The organism is Rhizobium jaguaris (genome assembly GCF_003627755.1).
In the GTDB taxonomy this organism is placed as follows: domain Bacteria; phylum Pseudomonadota; class Alphaproteobacteria; order Rhizobiales; family Rhizobiaceae; genus Rhizobium; species Rhizobium jaguaris.
In genome coordinates this window covers 1453435-1470466 of record NZ_CP032694.1, presented here as the reverse complement: position 1 = coordinate 1470466, position 17032 = coordinate 1453435, and the positions used below count along the sequence as shown (strand labels likewise).

The 17032-nt window shown below is 60.1% G+C and carries 18 protein-coding genes; 13 read left to right on the top strand and 5 right to left on the bottom strand.

Annotation, left to right across the window (positions count from 1 at the left end; all coding sequences use genetic code 11):
- Positions 1 to 110 precede the first annotated feature (110 nt).
- Positions 111 to 251 carry a hypothetical protein gene (locus CCGE525_RS38250; protein ID WP_162950138.1) on the top strand — a complete coding sequence of 47 codons (141 nt, stop codon included), beginning with the start codon at positions 111 to 113 and terminating at the stop codon, positions 249 to 251.
- 77 nt (positions 252 to 328) lie between these two features.
- Here the strand turns inward: CCGE525_RS38250 and CCGE525_RS07155 are convergent, their stop codons facing one another.
- Positions 329 to 1093 carry an SOS response-associated peptidase gene (locus tag CCGE525_RS07155; RefSeq protein ID WP_120703683.1) on the bottom strand — a complete coding sequence of 255 codons (765 nt, stop codon included), beginning with the start codon at positions 1091 to 1093 and terminating at the stop codon, positions 329 to 331.
- A gap of 328 nt (positions 1094 to 1421) precedes the next feature.
- Here CCGE525_RS07155 and CCGE525_RS07150 point away from each other — a divergent pair, with 328 nt between their 5' ends.
- Entirely contained in the window at positions 1422 to 2369 is a 948-nt protein-coding gene (locus CCGE525_RS07150; protein ID WP_120703185.1) for an IS110 family RNA-guided transposase, read from the top strand.
- A 36-nt stretch (positions 2370 to 2405) separates the two neighbouring features.
- Here CCGE525_RS07150 and CCGE525_RS07145 read toward each other — a convergent pair whose 3' ends face one another.
- Entirely contained in the window at positions 2406 to 2726 is a 321-nt protein-coding gene (locus tag CCGE525_RS07145) for a YnfA family protein (protein WP_120706305.1), read from the bottom strand.
- Positions 2727 to 2890: 164 nt separating this feature from the next.
- Here CCGE525_RS07145 and CCGE525_RS07140 point away from each other — a divergent pair, with 164 nt between their 5' ends.
- The 7 genes from CCGE525_RS07140 (at position 2891) to CCGE525_RS07110 (ending at position 7053) form a co-directional block, all read left to right on the top strand.
- On the top strand, positions 2891 to 3310 hold the full coding sequence (locus CCGE525_RS07140) for an NUDIX hydrolase (RefSeq protein ID WP_120703682.1): 420 nt from the start codon (positions 2891 to 2893) through the stop codon (positions 3308 to 3310).
- Positions 3311 to 3388: 78 nt separating this feature from the next.
- On the top strand, positions 3389 to 3850 hold the full coding sequence (locus CCGE525_RS07135; protein WP_245472105.1) for a TIGR02301 family protein: 462 nt from the start codon (positions 3389 to 3391) through the stop codon (positions 3848 to 3850).
- A gap of 104 nt (positions 3851 to 3954) precedes the next feature.
- Positions 3955 to 4212 carry a hypothetical protein gene (locus CCGE525_RS07130; protein WP_120706303.1) on the top strand — a complete coding sequence of 86 codons (258 nt, stop codon included), beginning with the start codon at positions 3955 to 3957 and terminating at the stop codon, positions 4210 to 4212.
- Positions 4213 to 4228: 16 nt separating this feature from the next.
- Positions 4229 to 4993, top strand: coding sequence for a hypothetical protein (locus tag CCGE525_RS07125; RefSeq protein ID WP_120703681.1), 765 nt, complete (start codon positions 4229 to 4231; stop codon positions 4991 to 4993).
- 73 nt (positions 4994 to 5066) lie between these two features.
- On the top strand, positions 5067 to 5906 hold the full coding sequence (ygfZ, locus tag CCGE525_RS07120; RefSeq protein WP_120703680.1) for a CAF17-like 4Fe-4S cluster assembly/insertion protein YgfZ: 840 nt from the start codon (positions 5067 to 5069) through the stop codon (positions 5904 to 5906).
- Positions 5903 to 6523 (top strand): YfbR-like 5'-deoxynucleotidase, encoded by a 621-nt coding sequence (locus CCGE525_RS07115; RefSeq protein WP_120703679.1) that lies wholly within the window; start codon positions 5903 to 5905, stop codon positions 6521 to 6523. Before ygfZ ends, CCGE525_RS07115 begins: the two co-directional genes overlap by 4 nt.
- A complete protein-coding gene (locus tag CCGE525_RS07110; RefSeq protein ID WP_120703678.1) occupies positions 6520 to 7053 on the top strand; it encodes a tyrosine phosphatase family protein in 534 nt (177 codons plus the stop codon). Before CCGE525_RS07115 ends, CCGE525_RS07110 begins: the two co-directional genes overlap by 4 nt.
- 59 nt (positions 7054 to 7112) lie before the next feature.
- Here the strand turns inward: CCGE525_RS07110 and CCGE525_RS07105 are convergent, their stop codons facing one another.
- The 3 genes from CCGE525_RS07105 to CCGE525_RS07095 all read right to left on the bottom strand — a co-directional run bounded on the left by CCGE525_RS07105 (position 7113) and on the right by CCGE525_RS07095 (position 8996).
- The gene (locus CCGE525_RS07105; protein ID WP_245472104.1) at positions 7113 to 7757 is read right to left on the bottom strand and encodes an EF-hand domain-containing protein; all 645 of its coding nucleotides are present in this window, start codon (positions 7755 to 7757) and stop codon (positions 7113 to 7115) included.
- Between the two features lie 259 nt (positions 7758 to 8016).
- Positions 8017 to 8523: a superoxide dismutase family protein gene (locus tag CCGE525_RS07100; protein WP_120703676.1), complete on the bottom strand. Its 507-nt coding sequence runs from the start codon at positions 8521 to 8523 to the stop codon at positions 8017 to 8019.
- Between the two features lie 143 nt (positions 8524 to 8666).
- On the bottom strand, positions 8667 to 8996 hold the full coding sequence (locus tag CCGE525_RS07095) for a hypothetical protein (RefSeq protein ID WP_120703675.1): 330 nt from the start codon (positions 8994 to 8996) through the stop codon (positions 8667 to 8669).
- A gap of 304 nt (positions 8997 to 9300) precedes the next feature.
- Between CCGE525_RS07095 and CCGE525_RS07090 the strand changes: the two genes are divergently transcribed.
- The 4 genes from CCGE525_RS07090 (at position 9301) to CCGE525_RS07075 (ending at position 17015) form a co-directional block, all read left to right on the top strand.
- Positions 9301 to 12051: a DUF2339 domain-containing protein gene (locus tag CCGE525_RS07090; protein WP_120703674.1), complete on the top strand. Its 2751-nt coding sequence runs from the start codon at positions 9301 to 9303 to the stop codon at positions 12049 to 12051.
- 73 nt (positions 12052 to 12124) lie between these two features.
- Positions 12125 to 12778, top strand: a complete 654-nt coding sequence (locus CCGE525_RS07085) for an HD domain-containing protein (protein ID WP_205587438.1) — start codon at positions 12125 to 12127, stop codon at positions 12776 to 12778.
- Positions 12779 to 12787: 9 nt separating this feature from the next.
- Complete coding sequence (locus CCGE525_RS07080) at positions 12788 to 13636, top strand: MOSC domain-containing protein (protein WP_120703673.1); 849 nt, start codon at positions 12788 to 12790, stop codon at positions 13634 to 13636.
- 133 nt (positions 13637 to 13769) lie between these two features.
- Positions 13770 to 17015: an adenylate/guanylate cyclase domain-containing protein gene (locus CCGE525_RS07075; RefSeq protein WP_120706301.1), complete on the top strand. Its 3246-nt coding sequence runs from the start codon at positions 13770 to 13772 to the stop codon at positions 17013 to 17015.
- Positions 17016 to 17032 lie beyond the last annotated feature (17 nt).

Sequence of the window (17032 nt, the reverse complement as noted above, 5' to 3'; positions counted from 1 at the left end):
TTACAAAAGCTGATTGGCGAATGCCTTTGATTTGTCATGATTTATGACAAAAGGTTGATGCACGGCGGTGAATCAAAAGACACCTTAGGGAACACATTGAGGAGTAACACATGACCACGAAGAAAATCGAAACGGCACAACCGCAGGCTAAGATCGACCCCAGCACACTCTATCGCCCGCTCGGCCTCAAGGCCGTCTTGGCAGCGCATTTGATGCTGAAATCGAAGCCGCGGGAAAAGAAGCTCGCCTAAGCCTGCCGCATCTGCCAGTGGCCACACAAGTTGGCCACCGGTGGTTCATAGCGACGCCAATCCGTATATAGCGCCGTTCAAAAGAGGCTCAGCTGGCCGCCGCCAGCATCTGGCTCCTTCGACGGCTTGATCGAAGGATCGACTACCACCGGCGTCTGCAATTCCGGCCCCATATTGGCTACTTTATTGACGCGATCCGAAACCGGAATTGCCTCGAAAAAATCCTCCTGAACCGGCACCATCAGATCCTGGACTTCACGCGGTTCCTGCGTTTTGCAATCGAGCCAACGGGTAAAATCTTCCGGCTTGATGACCACAGGCATGCGGTCGTGAATGGGCCGCATCGTTCGGTTCGCCGATGTCGTCAGGATCGCGCCGGTATCGATCTCGGAACCATCGGCCGACGACCAGGTCTCCATCAGGCCGGCAAAGGCGATGACGCCGCCGCGCTTCGGACGGATCCAATAGGCCTGCGATTTCTCGCCGTTTTCTTTGGATGGGCGCCGCCATTCGTAAAAGCCCGACGCAGGGATCAGAATGCGCCTGTGACGCATGGCCGCCCGGAACGAAGCCTTGCCGATCGCAGTTTCGGCGCGGGCATTGATCAAAAGCGGAAATTCCTTTGGATCCTTCACCCAGGCAGGCGTAAAACCCCAGCGAACAAGCAGGGCGCGGCGGTCCGGCAGATTGCTGCCCCGTTCCGGCCGGTCGCCCGAAATGACGACCAGGATCGGCTGCGTCGGAGCGATATTGTAGCGCGCGGGGAAATCTTCATGCTCGAGATAACCGAGCAATTCCCGCACTTCCTTCTCCGTTTGCGTCAATGCAAATCGTCCGCACATCGGGCTTGTGTTGCACTCCCAAAGAGTCGGGTCAAGGAGAAGGCTAGAGCGGTTCAGCGTTTCGCGGAATCGCTTTCCCGCTCTATCCCTTTGTTTTTACGCATTCCGGACGGAAAACCGCTTGTCTTATGACTTTGTCTTGTTTTGAGGCGACAATGGATTGCCGCCTGTGGGCCTGAACACCCACAGACGGCGGGAGGGGTGGGATCGAGAAACCGCTGGTTTGACAGAACCGTTGCGCAGTAGGATCGCCCCTTTCTTTTCCATGAGGCCTGAACGGATAGCCGGGCTTTGACGGCCCGCATGACAAGCATGGGACACGGAAAAGATGGCTCATACGATAGCACGAACCCTCGGTATCGACATCTCGAAAGATCGCCTCGATGTCCATCTCCTGCCGGACGGCATCGACAAGCAGTTCCCCAACGACGCCAAAGGGCTGCGGGCATTGATCCGCTGGCTGTTGCCTTACGCGCCCGAGCGCATTGTCTTCGAGGCGACCGGCGCCTACCATCGGCGCCTCGAACGCATGCTGGCAACGGCGGACCTGCCCGGCGTCAAGGTGAACCCGCAGCGCCTACGCGCCTTCGCCAAAGCCTGTGGCCGGCTGGCCAAGACGGACCGCATCGACGCGCGCGTCATGGCCCGGTTCGGCACATTGATGGCCCCGGACATCCGGCCAATGCGCAGCCAAGTGCTTGATCTTCTCGCCGAACTGCTCGCCGCTCGCCGCGCGCTCGTTAAGGACCGGAACGCTCTCCTGCATCGGCAGAAGAATGTGACCATCCCCCTGCTGCAGCGCCAGGCCGAGCAACGGCTGCGGCAGGTCGACGCCCAAATCGAGGCTGTCGATGCCGAAAGCCGTCGATTGATTGCCGCCGAGCCGCAATTGCAGCGCCGTCTCGACATCCTCACCAGCATTCCCGGTATCGGGGCAACCTGCGCCCTGGCGCTGATTGCCGACATGCCGGAACTTGGAACACTGGCCAACAAACAGGCCGCCAGCCTGGCCGGTCTCGCGCCGGTCGTGCGACAGTCCGGCCAATGGAAAGGCAAAAGCTTCATTCAAGGCGGCAGGACCCAGCTTCGCCGCGCCCTCTATATGCCGGCCCTCGTCGCCATTCGCTTCAATCCACCCCTCAAGAGCAAATACCAGCAACTCACCGCCGGCGGAAAAGCCGCCAAGGCCGCCATTACCGCCATCATGCGAAAGCTCGTCATTCTCGCAAACGCACTCATCCGAGAGGATCGATTTTGGACACCTGAACACGCTTGACTAAGACGGATACTTCGCACTTTTCCTGGAATTGCTCTAGCTGCGAGGGCCAAAGAGAATGACGGCCGCTCCCGCAAGACAGACGGCAGCACCAGAGAGATCCCAGCGATCCGGCAAACGTCCTTCGATCATCCAGAGCCAGAGAATGGAGGCGACGATGTAGACACCGCCATAGGCCGCAAAGGTACGCCCGGCAGCGTCGCTCGGCACCAGTGCCAGCAGCCAGGCGAACAGTGCGAGCGAGACCAGACCTGGTGCTAGCCACCAAATCGGTTTTGCGAGCCGGAGCCATGCCCAGAAGGCAAAACAGCCGGCGATTTCAGCCAGTGCAGCGAGAGCATAAAGTCCATAGGTCATCATGATTTTTTGTGGCCTGCTGGCGGCCCCGAATCGCCGCCATTCTCGTTCGCGAGTAAAATGACTTTCATTTCGGACAACAAGGGCCGTATCTTAAGGAGCTGCAAGCTTCCATAACCACGTGTCATTGTCGCCGATATTTCCATTAGAATGCGAATTGATCCATGACCTCCATCCCCCGCCCCGCCTCCTCCGCCATCCTCGAACGTGACGGCAGCTTCCTGCTGGTGTTGCGGCGCAATCCGCCATCCGCCGATATGTACGCCTTTCCGGGCGGGCGGGCCGAAGATGGCGAAACGCCGGCGGAAACGGCATTGCGGGAGTTTAAGGAAGAGACGGGAATAACCGCTCGCAATCCCCGCCTTTTCGAAACTTACGATCTCGGGAGCCATGCAGCAGACGGGAGGCTCACCAGTCATTTCGTTCTGTCGGTCTTCCTGGTCGATGCCGACGAGGATGCGATCGCAGAGGCCGCCGACGATGCCGCGGCGATCGGATGGTATTCGCTGGAGGAGATCCGCCACTTGCCCGTTCCGGTGAGCGTGCTCGAATGTGCCGAACGGCTGGCGGCAGCGCGGGTCTGACGCCGCGTCGAGGGCTCGTGCGTTAACGATGCGTGACAAAAACGGAGTGGAAAGCGCGGTTTTCGCCTTGTTCCCGTCATGCTTGCCATATCAACTAGATCCATGAATTATCGTCGCCTCATCAAGCTGCTTCCAATCTGCGCCGCGCTTGCGGCCGCATTTCCGGCCTTTGCGCAGCCTGCGGCGACCGCTCCAGAGGTACAGGTGCCGGACCAAAGCGATGGTACCGAACGGCCGACGCCTTATGACGACCAGCTGTCTCGGCTAGCTGAAATTCTTGGCTCGATCCACTATCTGCGCAATCTCTGCCACACCGGAAAAGAAGATTCCTGGCGAACCGATATGCAGCGATTGCTCGACACCGAGACCAAAGACGAGCCAAAACGCAAAGAAAGACTGACCGCCTCGTTCAACCGGGGATATAGATCCTTCGCATCTGTTTACACGGATTGCACGCCGCAGGCCATCGTCGCCGAGGAGCGATACCGTAACGAAGGTGCAACACTTGCCACAGAAATAACCGCTCGGTTTGGAAATTGACGATTTATTAACCCCTTTTCCCACCGAGCCGTGTCGTTTTAGGAAAAGGCTGATAAAGTCGTTAATCAAGCGGTAAGGACATGGACGTCTCGAGGAACGAAACAATGGAACCAAGCCTGAACGACATCGACGACATGATTGTCCACGAAAAAAGGCAGGCAGCGCTGGAATACCAGAACGAGGCCTGGGCTGACGGGATGGCTGACGGCATAGAGCCGGAAATCATCGCCGACGCTGCAATTGCCCATGCCATCCGCGAGACTATTCGCAATCAAGGAGAACAAGGCGCGGAAGCCTTGCTCGAATCGCTTAGGGAACGCATGCTTGCTGGTGAATTCTCTCCGAACCGCACCCTGCAATAATAGCTAGAGATCCCTTATGCACACCGTATCGGGCAATGAGTCTCGACGTTCCATTGCCTTGCTCGCCGCCGCCGCCATGTTTTTCGGCAGCCTCACCCAGCCTTTGCCGGCCTTCGCCTTCTCCCAGCTCAATCCGCCCGCCACCCGGCCAGGCGCTGACGGGAAATCCGCCCAGAGCAGCAATGACAAGCCGGTCGAAGAAGCGCTTGAAGCCCCCTCAAACAAACTGCCCATGCCCGACCCGCTGATCAACAGCCAGGCCGGACAGAGCAGCACGGCATCCAGCAATGCCCCGAATGGCGGCAAGCCGGTGGAGATTCTCTTCGACATTAACAAGGCACCTGAGCCGGTGCGCAAGCTGCGCGAGATGATCGTCGAGGCAGCCGCCTCAGGTGATCTTGAACGTCTGCGCCCGCTCATGAACGTCGGCGGTGGCCTCAACCAGACGCAGGTGACGGCAGACGATCCGAGCGAAGATCCGATCAAGACATTGCATGACCTTTCCGGCGACCCTGACGGCATCGAGATCCTGTCGATTCTCCTCGACATCATGTCGACCGGCTTTGCCCATATCGGCCAGGGTACGCCCGATGAAATGTATGTCTGGCCCTATTTCGCCGAAAAGGACATCAAGACGCTGGCTGCGCCGGAAAAGGTCGATTTGATGCGCATCGTTACAGCAGGCGATTTCTCCGACATGCTGGAATTCGGTGGCTATAATTTCTACCGCGTCGGCATCACGCCGGACGGCAAATGGAAATTCTTCACCTCCGGCGAATGATCCGGCCGCAGAACTTGCGGTTCTCGACCGAAGGCCCTACCTCTGATGGATAGGCCAAATCAGCGGGTCCACCATGCCAGCCGTATTCCTCAGAGATCGCTCCTTTCTTCGCGTCACCGGCGCGGAGGCAGAGCCTTTCCTGCATAATCTCATTACCACCGACCTTGCCTCGCTCAGCGCGGATGAGGCACGCCCTGGCGCGCTGCTTACGCCGCAAGGCAAGATACTTTTTGACTTCATGATCTGGCGCGACGGTTCCGGCTTTCTGCTGGAGACCGATGCGGTGCAAAAGGACGGCCTTCTGAAGCGGCTCACTATGTACCGGCTGCGAGCGCCCGTCGATTTTTCTGCAGTCGAAACCCAAGGCGTCACTGTCGCCTGGGGCGAGAACGCGGTTGAAAGCCGCAAAGACAGCCGCTTCACCAAGGCGGGTATCACGCTCACGCGTACGCCGGGACAACATGGCGACGATGCTGAGACGCTCTACCATACGCTGCGCATCGCCAATGGCATTGCGGTTTCCGGCCAGGATTTCGCCCTGCAGGACGCTTTTCCGCATGACGTGCTGATGGATCTCAACGGCGGCCTCGGCTTCCGCAAGGGCTGCTATGTTGGGCAGGAAGTGGTTTCCCGCATGCAGCATCGCGGCACGGCGCGCCGGCGGGTCGTCATTGTGACCGGTAGCGCCGGTCTGCCTGCCATCGGCACCGAATTGACCGTCGGCGGCAAGCCGATCGGCGCGCTTGGCTCGACCGACGGTGCCAAGGGCCTCGCCATTGTCCGCATTGACCGCGCCGGCGAAGCCATCGCGGCCGGCACGCCGATCCTGGCGGCGGATCGCGAAGTTTCGCTCACGCTACCGGCTTGGTCCGGCCTCTCCTTCCCAGCGCAGGCCGACGAGGCCTCGGCATGACAGCGGGCGATACCCCGCGCGCCTGGCAGCGCATGCTGTCCGGTCGCAGGCTCGATCTGTTGGACCCCTCACCGCTCGACGTCGAGATCGGCGACATCGCCCACGGGCTTGCCCGCGTGGCGCGCTGGAATGGCCAGACCTCCGGGGATCACGCCTTTTCCGTCGCTCAGCACAGTCTTGTGGTGGAGGCAATCTTCCGCCATCTCAACAAAGCAACGCCTGACGAGCTGTTGGCGGCGCTGCTGCACGATGCTCCGGAATATGTCATCGGCGATATGATCTCGCCGTTCAAATCCGTGGTTGGCGGCGACTACAAGGCGGTAGAGAAGCGCCTGGAGGCCGCGATCTACAGGCGTTTTGCCTTACCGCCGCATTGTGGACCGGAGCTGAAGGAAAGAATCAAGAAGGCCGATACGGTTTCGGCCTATTTCGAAGCGACACTGCTCGCAGGCTTTACGCCGCAGGAAGCGCGAAAGTTCTTTGGTCAACCTCGCGGCATCACGCGGGAGATGTTGCCGATCGAGCCGATGCCGGCAGTCGAGGCGCAGCGGCTCTTCCTGGCGCGCTTCGACGCGATCGAGGCCGAACGCGCCGCCGCCGTGAGGACCGAGGCATGACCGCGATCGTGATATCACCGCTGGCGCGCATTGCAGAGATGGCCGTTCGCCACGGCGCTTCCGAAATGATCAGCCTGATGGCGAAGGAGCAGACCTTCCACCGACCGGCCGTGATCAAGGCGGAACGCCACCTCCTGCTTGGCATGAACGATATCAGCTTCGCCGGTACCGGTGATCTCATCGCGCCACAGGAGACGCATGTCCGCGACATCATCGATTTCGCCAGGAGCTGGGACCGGACCTCGCCGCTGCTGATTCATTGCTGGATGGGCGTGTCACGATCGCCGGCGGCAGCGCTGATCGCCGCCTTGGCCGTCAATCCCGAGGAAGACGATCTGGCGCTAGCCCATCGCCTGCGGGCCGCCTCGCCTTATGCGACACCGAATGCACGGCTGATCATGATCGGCGACCAGATACTTGACCGCAAAGGCCGGCTCGTCGACGCCGTTAAAGCGATCGGCCGCGGCGCCGATGCGGACGGCAACGCATCCTTCGTCCTGCCGTTGCTGGCGGAAATCAACGTCACATAAAAACGGAGACTGCGCTTGCGCAATCTCCGTCTACTTTTAGGCTATCCGGAGGGCGCCAATCAGGCGGCGGCACTATCAGACGGGTCGGGGTCATACTGACCATAGGTATTCTGATAGACATTCATCGAGGCTTGCATCTCGCTGATGAAAACTTCCAGCGCATTTTGGCCGCTATTGCTGCTGGTGCTCGTGCCGCTACCGTTATTATCGCTGGAGGTCTGTTCCAGCGACAACATATCGGCGGCGGACGAGTCCGTGGACTTCAGCACGTCGAGGCCTTCGGCAAACTGATCCTTGTTCAGCGAGCCGGAGCCTTGGGTATCCAGACTCTTGAACAGGTTTGCCGCATCACTTTCGCTCATGTCCTTCGGCCGTCCGGCAACGAACTCGTCGGACGAAACCTTGCCGTCGTGATTGGTATCGAGGCTGGCGAACAACTGATCCATCGGCGACTGGTTCGACGAACTGCCGCTCGACGAATTCGTACCGGTCTGACTACTGCCGCTGGCGCCGCTCTGCTGCATCTGCAGCAGCATAGATGCCAGATTGCTCGAAAATGCATCCGTCGCGCTCGGGTCGCTGCTGTCTTCATCATTGAGGATACTTGCCGACAGAAGGCCGGATTGCGCTGCTTGCTGCAGTTCCTGCGCGTCGACGATGCCGTCGCCATTTTTATCAAGGGGATTGTACGAGGCAGCGGTCATGCTGCTTCCAACTGAAGAAATACCACTCATCCAAATCTCCTAAAGTAAACGCCATCGGGCGTTTTCGGTGAGACGCAGTACGTTCGTTGAAATGCCGATAGGATAGGCCGATTTTCAGGAGTGGTCAAAGATAGGTGTTAATTGATCATTAACCCCAATTGACAGGCATCGAATCATATTGGCGGTGGGCATCCGCGCAAGGAAGACAACCAGCGCTTGGCAAGAATCAAGACGAATGCCCGAATCACCCTTGCGCAAGCTATTCGATGACCGCGCAAGCCAGCCGTTTGCCGGCGCCGCCAACGGGTTGGCTGCGGTAGTCATCCGACTCCGCATGGATCATCAGCGTTCGGCCGCGAATGCCGTTCTTGCCGTCGAGCTTCACCATGCCGTTGAATACCTGCGCCCGTAGCTTGCCATCCTGATCGACATATTGATTGGGCATGTCACCGGCATGCGGGCCGTTTGCCGCGAGCAAGCCATGCTCGGCATTGGTGGGATTGTAATGGCCGCCGGCAGATTCGAACCCGTGCGTATGATCACAACGGTTGTTCTCATGGATGTGGAAAGCCACCCAGCGGTTAACCGGTAGGCCGGAGATGTCGAGTTCGATCAGGACACCCGTCTTCGCCTCAGTCAGAACCGCGCGCCCGGCTTGTTTGCCGTCGGGACCGACGAAATTGGCAACCGCCGTCTGCCTGTCCTGCGCCATCGCAGGCAGGCTTGCTGCCAAAGCCAGAGCTGCGGCGATAATGATAGTCCTCATGGAACATCCTCCCGTTTGACGTCAATGCAACGCATCAGGGGGATGGGTGTTCCCGCAAGGGAGAAATGAGTGAGTTCCGAACACAAATAAGCGGTCCGCCGCTGACCGGCGAACCGCCACAATGATTTGAGCAAAACGGTCGGTCAGGCCGCCATGCTGTCCGTGTCGTACTGACCGTAGGTGCTGTTATAGGCATCCATCGGCGTCAGCAGGCCAAGATCGCCAGCGTTACCGGCCTCGGGCGATGTGTTCGTCAGCGTGGCGCCACCACCGGGCAGTTGCATGAGCTTTGCCATAAGGCTGCCCATTGCGCCGTTCGTTTTGCCGCTTGTGATCGCATCGGTTTCGAGAATGCCCGGACGCTCATCGGCTTTGCGCTCTTCTTGACTCAAAACTCCGTCGCCATTCGCATCGAGTCGCGAAAGCGTGCCGCGATAAGGATAAGAACTGTTGGTGGAAGATACATGGGACATACAAACCTCCTAGGGTAGGAGCCGCCTCATGCGACGTCGTTTGTACGCAATACATTCTGGTTAAGCTGTATGTGTTTGATAGGCTGATTTGCCGCTCGGGTAAAGACGAATTGTTAATGACTATTAACAATAGTTCCCAAGTTATAAATCGCAATTTACTAATAAGCTTGCAGTAGTCCGTTATGCGAAGCATATCACTTTTCGTTGCGTAATCCTCTGAAATCATAGGGGAAATCAGCCTGATAAGCCTTACTGTTCCGCGCATTTCGTATAATGTGGCGACAGAAGCCCTTGGAGGGACATGATGGACCTGTTGCTGATTCTGGTTGTGGTCGTGGGCATTGTGATCCTGCGGCGCTACAATCTAAGGCTACAACGGCTGGAAAGCCGCGTTCTAGAGCTGCAAAATGCGCTTGCCGGCCATGTGCCGCCTGCCGGAATCGGCGAATCAGCAACGGCGGCAGAGTCCGCTGCGACAGTCTCCGAGCCCCCCGACATTTCAACAGAGCCATCGACCGAAACCGCCCCCGAGCCAGCCGCCGATGTGAAAGAAACGACCTTCGCTGCAGGTAGCGCTCAACAGCAAGAGGCGGGTGTTATTGCCCCCGCGCTTGCGCAAAAACAGGAAAGCCTGGAGAGCGCGATCGGTGCCCGCTGGGCCGTCTGGGTGGGCGGTATCGCACTGGCGCTCGGCGGCATCTTCCTGGTCAAATATTCGATCGAGAGCGGCCTGCTCAGTCCTGCCGTGCGGCTGGTGCTTGCCGCCATCTTCGGCTTGGTGCTCGTTGCTACCGGCGAAATCATCCGACACCGGTCCGAGCCGGTGCTCGCCAATACCTTCCAGAACGCGATGATTCCCGGCGTACTGACAGCGGCTGGCGTCGTGGCGCTGTTCGGCTCGACCTATGCCGCCCATGGCATTTACGGCTTTATCGGACCGGCCGCCGCCTTCATCCTTCTGGGGCTGATCTCACTCGCCACGCTTGGGCTGTCGCTGCTGCATGGACAGGCGCTTGCGGGTCTCGGGCTATTGGCCTCGATGATTACACCGGCGCTGATTGCCTCAACGGCGCCGAGACCCTGGACGCTGTTCGGTTATCTCGTCTTCACCTGGCTCGCCACCATTGCAGCATCGCGCCTGCGCCGCTGGCACATCGTGCCGTCCTTCGCCAATGCTCTCCTCAGCCTCTGGCCGCTGCTGTATATCTTCAACAGCGACGCGGCCGATTTGACACCGGTCACCCTAACCATGCTGGCAATGATGACCGGCACGATTTTCATTTGGCCGGGACGCTATGAAGCAACAGCAACGGCCGAGGAAAGTGCCGGATCGGCCGAAACCGAAGAACCGTCGGCCTCCTCGCCCGCCAGCCATTGGACAGCGTTCCTGAGGCGCGCGCCGCTTGGAATAACGCTGACAGCATCCATCGGCGCCGCCGCAGTCGCCTTATCATTGCTTGCCTACAGTCTTTTGAACGGTTACCCGCTCCCGAATGCTTCCTTTCCCTTTGCTGCGATTGTTGCAACGGTCGCGGCCTTCGGCGCCAGCCGCACATATGCGGCCTGGGCAGCGATCTTGGCAGCCACGTCAGCCGGATTCGGCATGTTCGTCGCTCTGATGCAGCCCGAGATCGGAGCGGAGTTGAACATAGTGCAGATCGTTCCGGCGTTATCCCATCTTGTGGTCTACGATGGTCTCGGGCTCGGCGCGATCTTCGTCCTTGTCGGCTTCTTCTTTCTCAGGCGTTTTGGCGAAAGCGAGAGACCCTTTGCGGCGCTGTGGAGCATCATCATGGTCGCCACGCCGCTGACGATCGCGGTGATCAGCTATGTCACCTTCGGCAATTGGACGCGCGACTGGCTGCTTGGGTTCTACGGCATCGGGCTTAGTATTGTTCTGCTGGCGCTCGCCGAATGGCAGGATCGCCGATCCCTCGAAGAGAAGATAGCGCTGCCGACCAATATCCTCGCCGCCGGTTCTTTCGCCGCTTTCGTCTTCGCCCTGCACGCACTGACCCATGATGCCCTCCCGACGATCCTGCTGCCGGTGCTTGGCATGGCCTTTCTCTGGGCTGGACGCGCCCGCTCGTGGCCGGCCTTGCCTTGGATGATGGTCGCCGCGTTGATCATCGTCCTGGGTCGCATCGCCTGGCGGCCGACCATCGTCGATCCCGGTGAGCTCGGCACCACGCCAGTCTTCAACATGCTGCTTGCCGGTTACGGTATCCCCGCGGCACTCGCCGTCTGGTCTGCCTTCGAGGTCAGGCGTTCGCCGGACCTCAAACTGCGCAACACCCTGCAGGCGCTTGCGAGCTTCCTGGTACTGCTGACCATCGCCATCCTGGTGCGCCATGCGATGAACCGTGGCGTCTTGAACGCGAACGTTCCGACACTTGGCGAACAATCGATCTACACATTGCTGGCGATCGGCGCCTCGGCGACGCTGATGGCGCTCGATCTCAGCGCATCGAGCCCCGTTTTTCGTTATGGCGGAATGGCGCTCGGCGTCCTCTCCGTCATCCTGATCCTGACGCTGCATCTGTTCGGGCTCAATCCCTTCATGACAGGCGAAAGCACGGGCCGGATTCCTTTCTTCAACCTCCTGATGCTTGGCTATCTTCTGCCGGCGCTCGCCTATGGCGGATTGGCGCTCTATGCGCGGAGCAGGCGGCCGCTGCCTTATGTGACGATGCTTGCGGTCGCCGGCGCGGTCATGGGCTTCGCGTGGGCAACGCTGTCCGTGCGCCGCTTCTGGCAGGGCGAATATATCCCGTTCTGGAACGGCTTCATCCAGGGAGAACTCTATTCCTACTCCGTCGTCTGGCTGCTGATCGGCATTGCCCTGCTCTGGCTCGGCGCGCGCTTCGATGCCCGCAGCCTGCGTATCGCGTCGGCTGTGCTGGTATTCGTCGCTGTCGTGAAGGTTTTCCTCATCGACATGGCGAACCTGGAAGGCTTTCTGCGCGCGCTGTCCTTCATCGGCCTCGGCGCGGTGCTGATCGGCATTGGACTGTTCTATCAGAAGGTCCTCACCGGCAAGAAAGCGACGGAATGATTGCGGCGAATCTCTACGCTCGATAGGAACGCGCAGGATCATTCCGACAGATCATTCCGATACGGGGCCGAAGATGGACACCAACAAAATGGCGCGGGCCTTTGCCCCGTTCGAAACGCTGGCTGCAGACCTCATGCCGCATGCGGCCGATGGCGACGACGGCTCGCACGACATCGCTCACATCCTGCGCGTCTTCAAGAACGCCATGTCCATCCAGGCCCAAGAAGGCGGCAATGCCCGTATCCTCGCCGCCGCCGTATTGCTGCATGACTGCGTCGCAGTGGAGAAGAATTCGCCTTATCGCGCGCAAGCATCGAGACTTGCGGCCGAGAAGGCCTCGGGCATTTTAGGAGAGCTTGGGTGGACTGGCGAGGATATCGCCGCCGCGGCACATGCCATCACCACGCACAGCTTCTCCGCCAATATTCCGCCGGAAACCTTGGAGGCGAAAATGCTGCAGGATGCCGACCGGCTGGATGCAATCGGCATGGTCGGTGCTGCCCGTTGTTTCTATATCGCAGGCCGCCTGGGCTCCGGCCTCTACGATCCCTTTGATCCTCTCGCCACAGAGCGGCCTTTGGACGACAAGCGCTTTGCCATTGACCATTTCGAGACAAAGCTGTTCAAACTGGCGGATGGATTCCAGACCGAAACCGGCCGCAGGTTCGCGGGCGAGCGGCACGACCGGTTGAAAACGGTGCTGGCAATGTTCATCGACGAAATCTGAGGGCTATTCATGCGCGTCAGCGATCTCTTCATCTATCCGCTCAAGAGCGCACGTGGCATTGCCATTCCATCCGCCACTATCGACGCTTTCGGCCTCATCGGCGATCGTCGCGCCATGCTGGTCGACCCCTCCGGTCATTTCATCACTCAACGCGAATTGCAGGATCTTGCGCGCATCGACATCCAGCCCGGCCCCTCCCACTTGCGCCTCAAAATGGAGGGCAAGGCCGACATCATCGTCCCGCCACCGCACCCGGAGAACCGAATGGAGGTGGACGTCTGGAAGTCCGTCGTCAACGCTTCCGTCGCCGATGATGAGACGAACAAGGCGCTGTCGGCCTGGCTCGGGCGTGAGGTCAAGCTTGTCTTCTTCGACAGCTTCGCGAAGCGCATCGCCAATCCGGAATGGGCTGGTGCCGAGACGCCAGTCACCTTTACCGACGGATACCAGATCCTGATCACCACCACCGGCTCGCTGAAGGCGCTGAATGCCGACCTTGCCGCCCATGGCGAGGGCTCGGTCGGCATGGAGCGCTTCCGCCCCAACATCGTCATCGACTGCGATGAGGATTGGCCCGAGGATCGCTGGGCGGCGATCGAGATCGGCGGCATTCGTCTCGATCTCGTCAAGCCCTGCGCCCGCTGCATCATGACGACACAGGACCAGAAAACCGGCTCGCGCGACGTTCCAAACCCGATACCCGCCATGGGGCGCGTCCGCATGTCCGCGGATCGCCGTGTCCCTGGCCCCCTCTTCGGCTGGAATGCCGTACCGCGCGGCGAAGGCTCGGTGAAGATCGGCGATAACGTGACGGTAATCGAGGAACGGCCGCAGGGCTGGGCATTCAAGCGGCGATAGTCGCTCCGCCACCCATGTTTGGTACTTGCAGGCCCGGGGCAGCAGGTTCATGTTCATGGTCGTCCTTTATTTTGAAGCCCGTTGGTTGCGGTTGAAACAGCCGCAACACATGGGCTTTCGCGAGGTGCGTCCGTTGGAGTGCGCCGGTTGCGGTTTCGATATTCAGAGTGGTTTTGCTTTCTGTCCGCGATGCGGCGCAAGGCAACCTGTCTCCTGCGCTGCCTGCGGCTTTCCCTGCCAGCCTGATTTTGCCTTCTGCCCCAGATGCGGCGCCTCGATTTCCGACAAAGCCCAACCCACAACCAAGCCGAACATCGAGGCTATATCGTCAAAATCGGATAGTGAGGCCGACCGGCGGCCGGTGACGGTGCTCTTTGCCGATCTCTGCGGCTTCACGACACTGAGCGAGCAGATCGACCCGGAAGTGATGCGGGTGCTGCAGAACGAATTGTTCGAAGAGATGACTCAGGCGGTCGAGGCTTATGGCGGCTTCGTCGACAAATTCGTTGGCGACGCGCTGTTGGCGCTGTTCGGTGCGCCGGTCGCGCATGAGGACGATCCGATAAGGGCGCTCAACGCCGCACTCAATATGATCGATCGGGCGACTGAGGTCGGCGAACGCTGGCAATCACGCGCCGGCGTGCCGCTGCGCCTGCATATCGGCATTAACAGCGGCCCTGTTGTCACCGGCAGCTTTGGCGCGGTCAGTACCAAATCCTATTCCGTGACCGGCGACACTGTGAACACCGCTCAACGCCTGCAATCCATGGCGGGTGAAAACGATATCCTCATCGGGCCGCTGACCTATCGCCTCACCCGACATGCCTTTGCTTTCGAGAGTCTCGGCGCGCAAACGTTGCGCGGCAAAAGCGGCAACGTTCTTGTTCATCGGCTGACGGGAGCATTGGAGGCGCCGTATACGGCGCGCGGGCTCGAAAGTTTCGGCCTTCAGGCGCCGATGATCGGACGGGATACGGAATTGTCGCGGCTGCTGACGTGCCTTGATCTCGCCTGCGGCGGTGCGGCACAGCTTGTCCGCCTGATCGGCGAAGCGGGTATCGGCAAATCGCGGCTGGTCAACGAATTCATTGGAATAGCCGGCAATGCCGCCCGTTTCCAGGGCCTCGCCATCCGCAAAGCGACCTGCTCCCCGCTTGGCGAACAATCCTATGGCACGCTTGGCGCTGTCGTACGCAGCGCTTACGGCATCGGCGAGCGGGATAATCTCGATAGGACGCGTCAGCTGCTAGCGGCGGGGTTCCGCGCGCTCGATCTCACGCAGCAGGACATCGACGGGCTTTTGCCGCTTTTTCTGCATGTCCTCGGCCTTGGCGACCCCAGTGGAGCGATGCGGCATATCGAGCCGGAGCAATTGCGGCGGCAGATCTTCTATGCGGTCCGCACCGTCTTCGAGCGGCGGCTGGCGCAGGGTCCTCTGCTGCTTGTCATCGAGGATCTGCATTGGGCGGATGCCGCCTCGCTGGAAGTGCTTCGCTTCATGCTGGATCGGCTGGAGCGCAGCCGGCTGATGCTGCTTGCGATCTACCGGCCGACATCGCAGATGGACCCGCTGGACTCCAATCGTGTCAGCGTCACCGTGCAACGTCTCGGCCCGTTGAACGCAGCCGATGGGCAGAAGCTGCTTGCTGCCTTTTTTGGCGAAAGTCATGGCAAATTGCCGAGCACGATGCGCAAGCGCATCCTCGACCGCGCTGGCGGCAATCCGCTTTTCATCGAAGAGATCCTTCGGGGACTGATCGACATGGGTACGCTGCACAATGACGGTCAGCGCTGGCATGTTGCGGCGGAAGACACAGATGTTGATATTCCGGTGAATCTGCAGGCCCTGTTGCTCGCCCGCGTCGATCGCCTGCCGCAGGAGATAAGACGGTTGGCGCAGGAAGCGGCGGTTGTCGGCCCGAAGTTCGAGACCGCCCTGCTCCGCACTGTCGCCACCGACCCGGCTGCTGTCGACGCGGCGCTGGATTATCTTTGCGATGCCAACATCATCGAGGAAATGCGCGGACCTGATGCCGGCGTTTCTCCCGCCTACCGCTTCAGCCAGTCCCTGTTGCACGCCGTCATCTACCATAATCTCCTGCTGCAACGGCGCATGGAGCTTCATGGCCGGATCGGCCAGGTTCTGGAACGCCAATATGGTTCGGTGCCCGACCGGCCCGAACATCTGGCGCAACTCGGCCATCACTTCAGTCTGACCGCTGAGAGGGCCAAGGGGGCTACCTACCTGATGGCAGCGGGCGATCTGGCACGCAAGACCTACGCCAACGACGATGCCATGCGCCTCTACCGTCAGGCACTTGCCGCCTTTGCAGACGAGCCGGAGGTGACGCCGGAGCAATTGGCGCTTCTGGAGCGGCTTGCCGATCTCTGCGGCCCAGCCGGTCTCCGTGATGCCGCCGTCAACCATTATCAGCGAGCGCTGGCGATCCACCGCACCCGAGATGATCGGATCTCTGCCGCGAGGATATTGCGAAAAGTCGGCCGTTTGCATCTCGATGCGGGGCGCCGCGACCAAGCGGAGGCGCATTGCGCCGAGGCCGCAGCCATGATCGCGACAATCAATGCGCCGGTCGAACATGCGCATCTTCTGCAGGAGCGCGGCTATCTGGCTTTCCGCATGGGCGACCAGGCCGCCGCCGCCGAATGGGCGACGCAGGCCCTGCAATGTCTGCAAACGTTACCGATCGACGGGACGACCGAGGCTGGACGGGAGGCGGCGCGTGCCATGGCCGAGGCGCTGAATACCAAGGGTGTGGCACTTGCGCGGCTCGGACGTCGTCGCGATGCCGTACAGGAAGTGGAGCGCAGCTTGTCCGTGGCCGAACAGGCCGATCTGCAAAGTGCCGCCTGTCGCGCCTATTCCAATCTCGGCGTCCTCTACACGATTGTCGATCCTGCCACCGCCATCAAGGTCTGCCGGCGCGGACTGGAGGTTGCGACCCGGATCGGCGATCTCGGCTTCCAGGCCCGCCTTCTCGCCAATCTCGCCGTTTCCTGCTGCACCTTCACCCATCGCTGTGCCACCGAGGGTGTGCCGGCAGCGGAGAAGGCGGTCGAAATCGACCGGGCGCTCGATCAGCGCGGCCATCTCTCCGTGCCATTGATCGTCCTTGGACAGATCCATCAATGCCACGGGCAGCCGAAGCTAGCTCAGAAGTATTACGAGGAAGCCCTTGAGGTTGCGAAGGAAATTGACGAGCCGCAACTACTCTTTCCGTGCTATGATGGCCTAGCGACATTGAGCCTCGAGCGCGACGACATGGATGAGGCGGAACGGTATTTCACGCTTGCACAGGATGTGTGCACCCGACACAACCTCGATCCAGGCACGCTCGTCGTATTGCCGTTTCTTGATTGACTGCCCTCGTCATGATG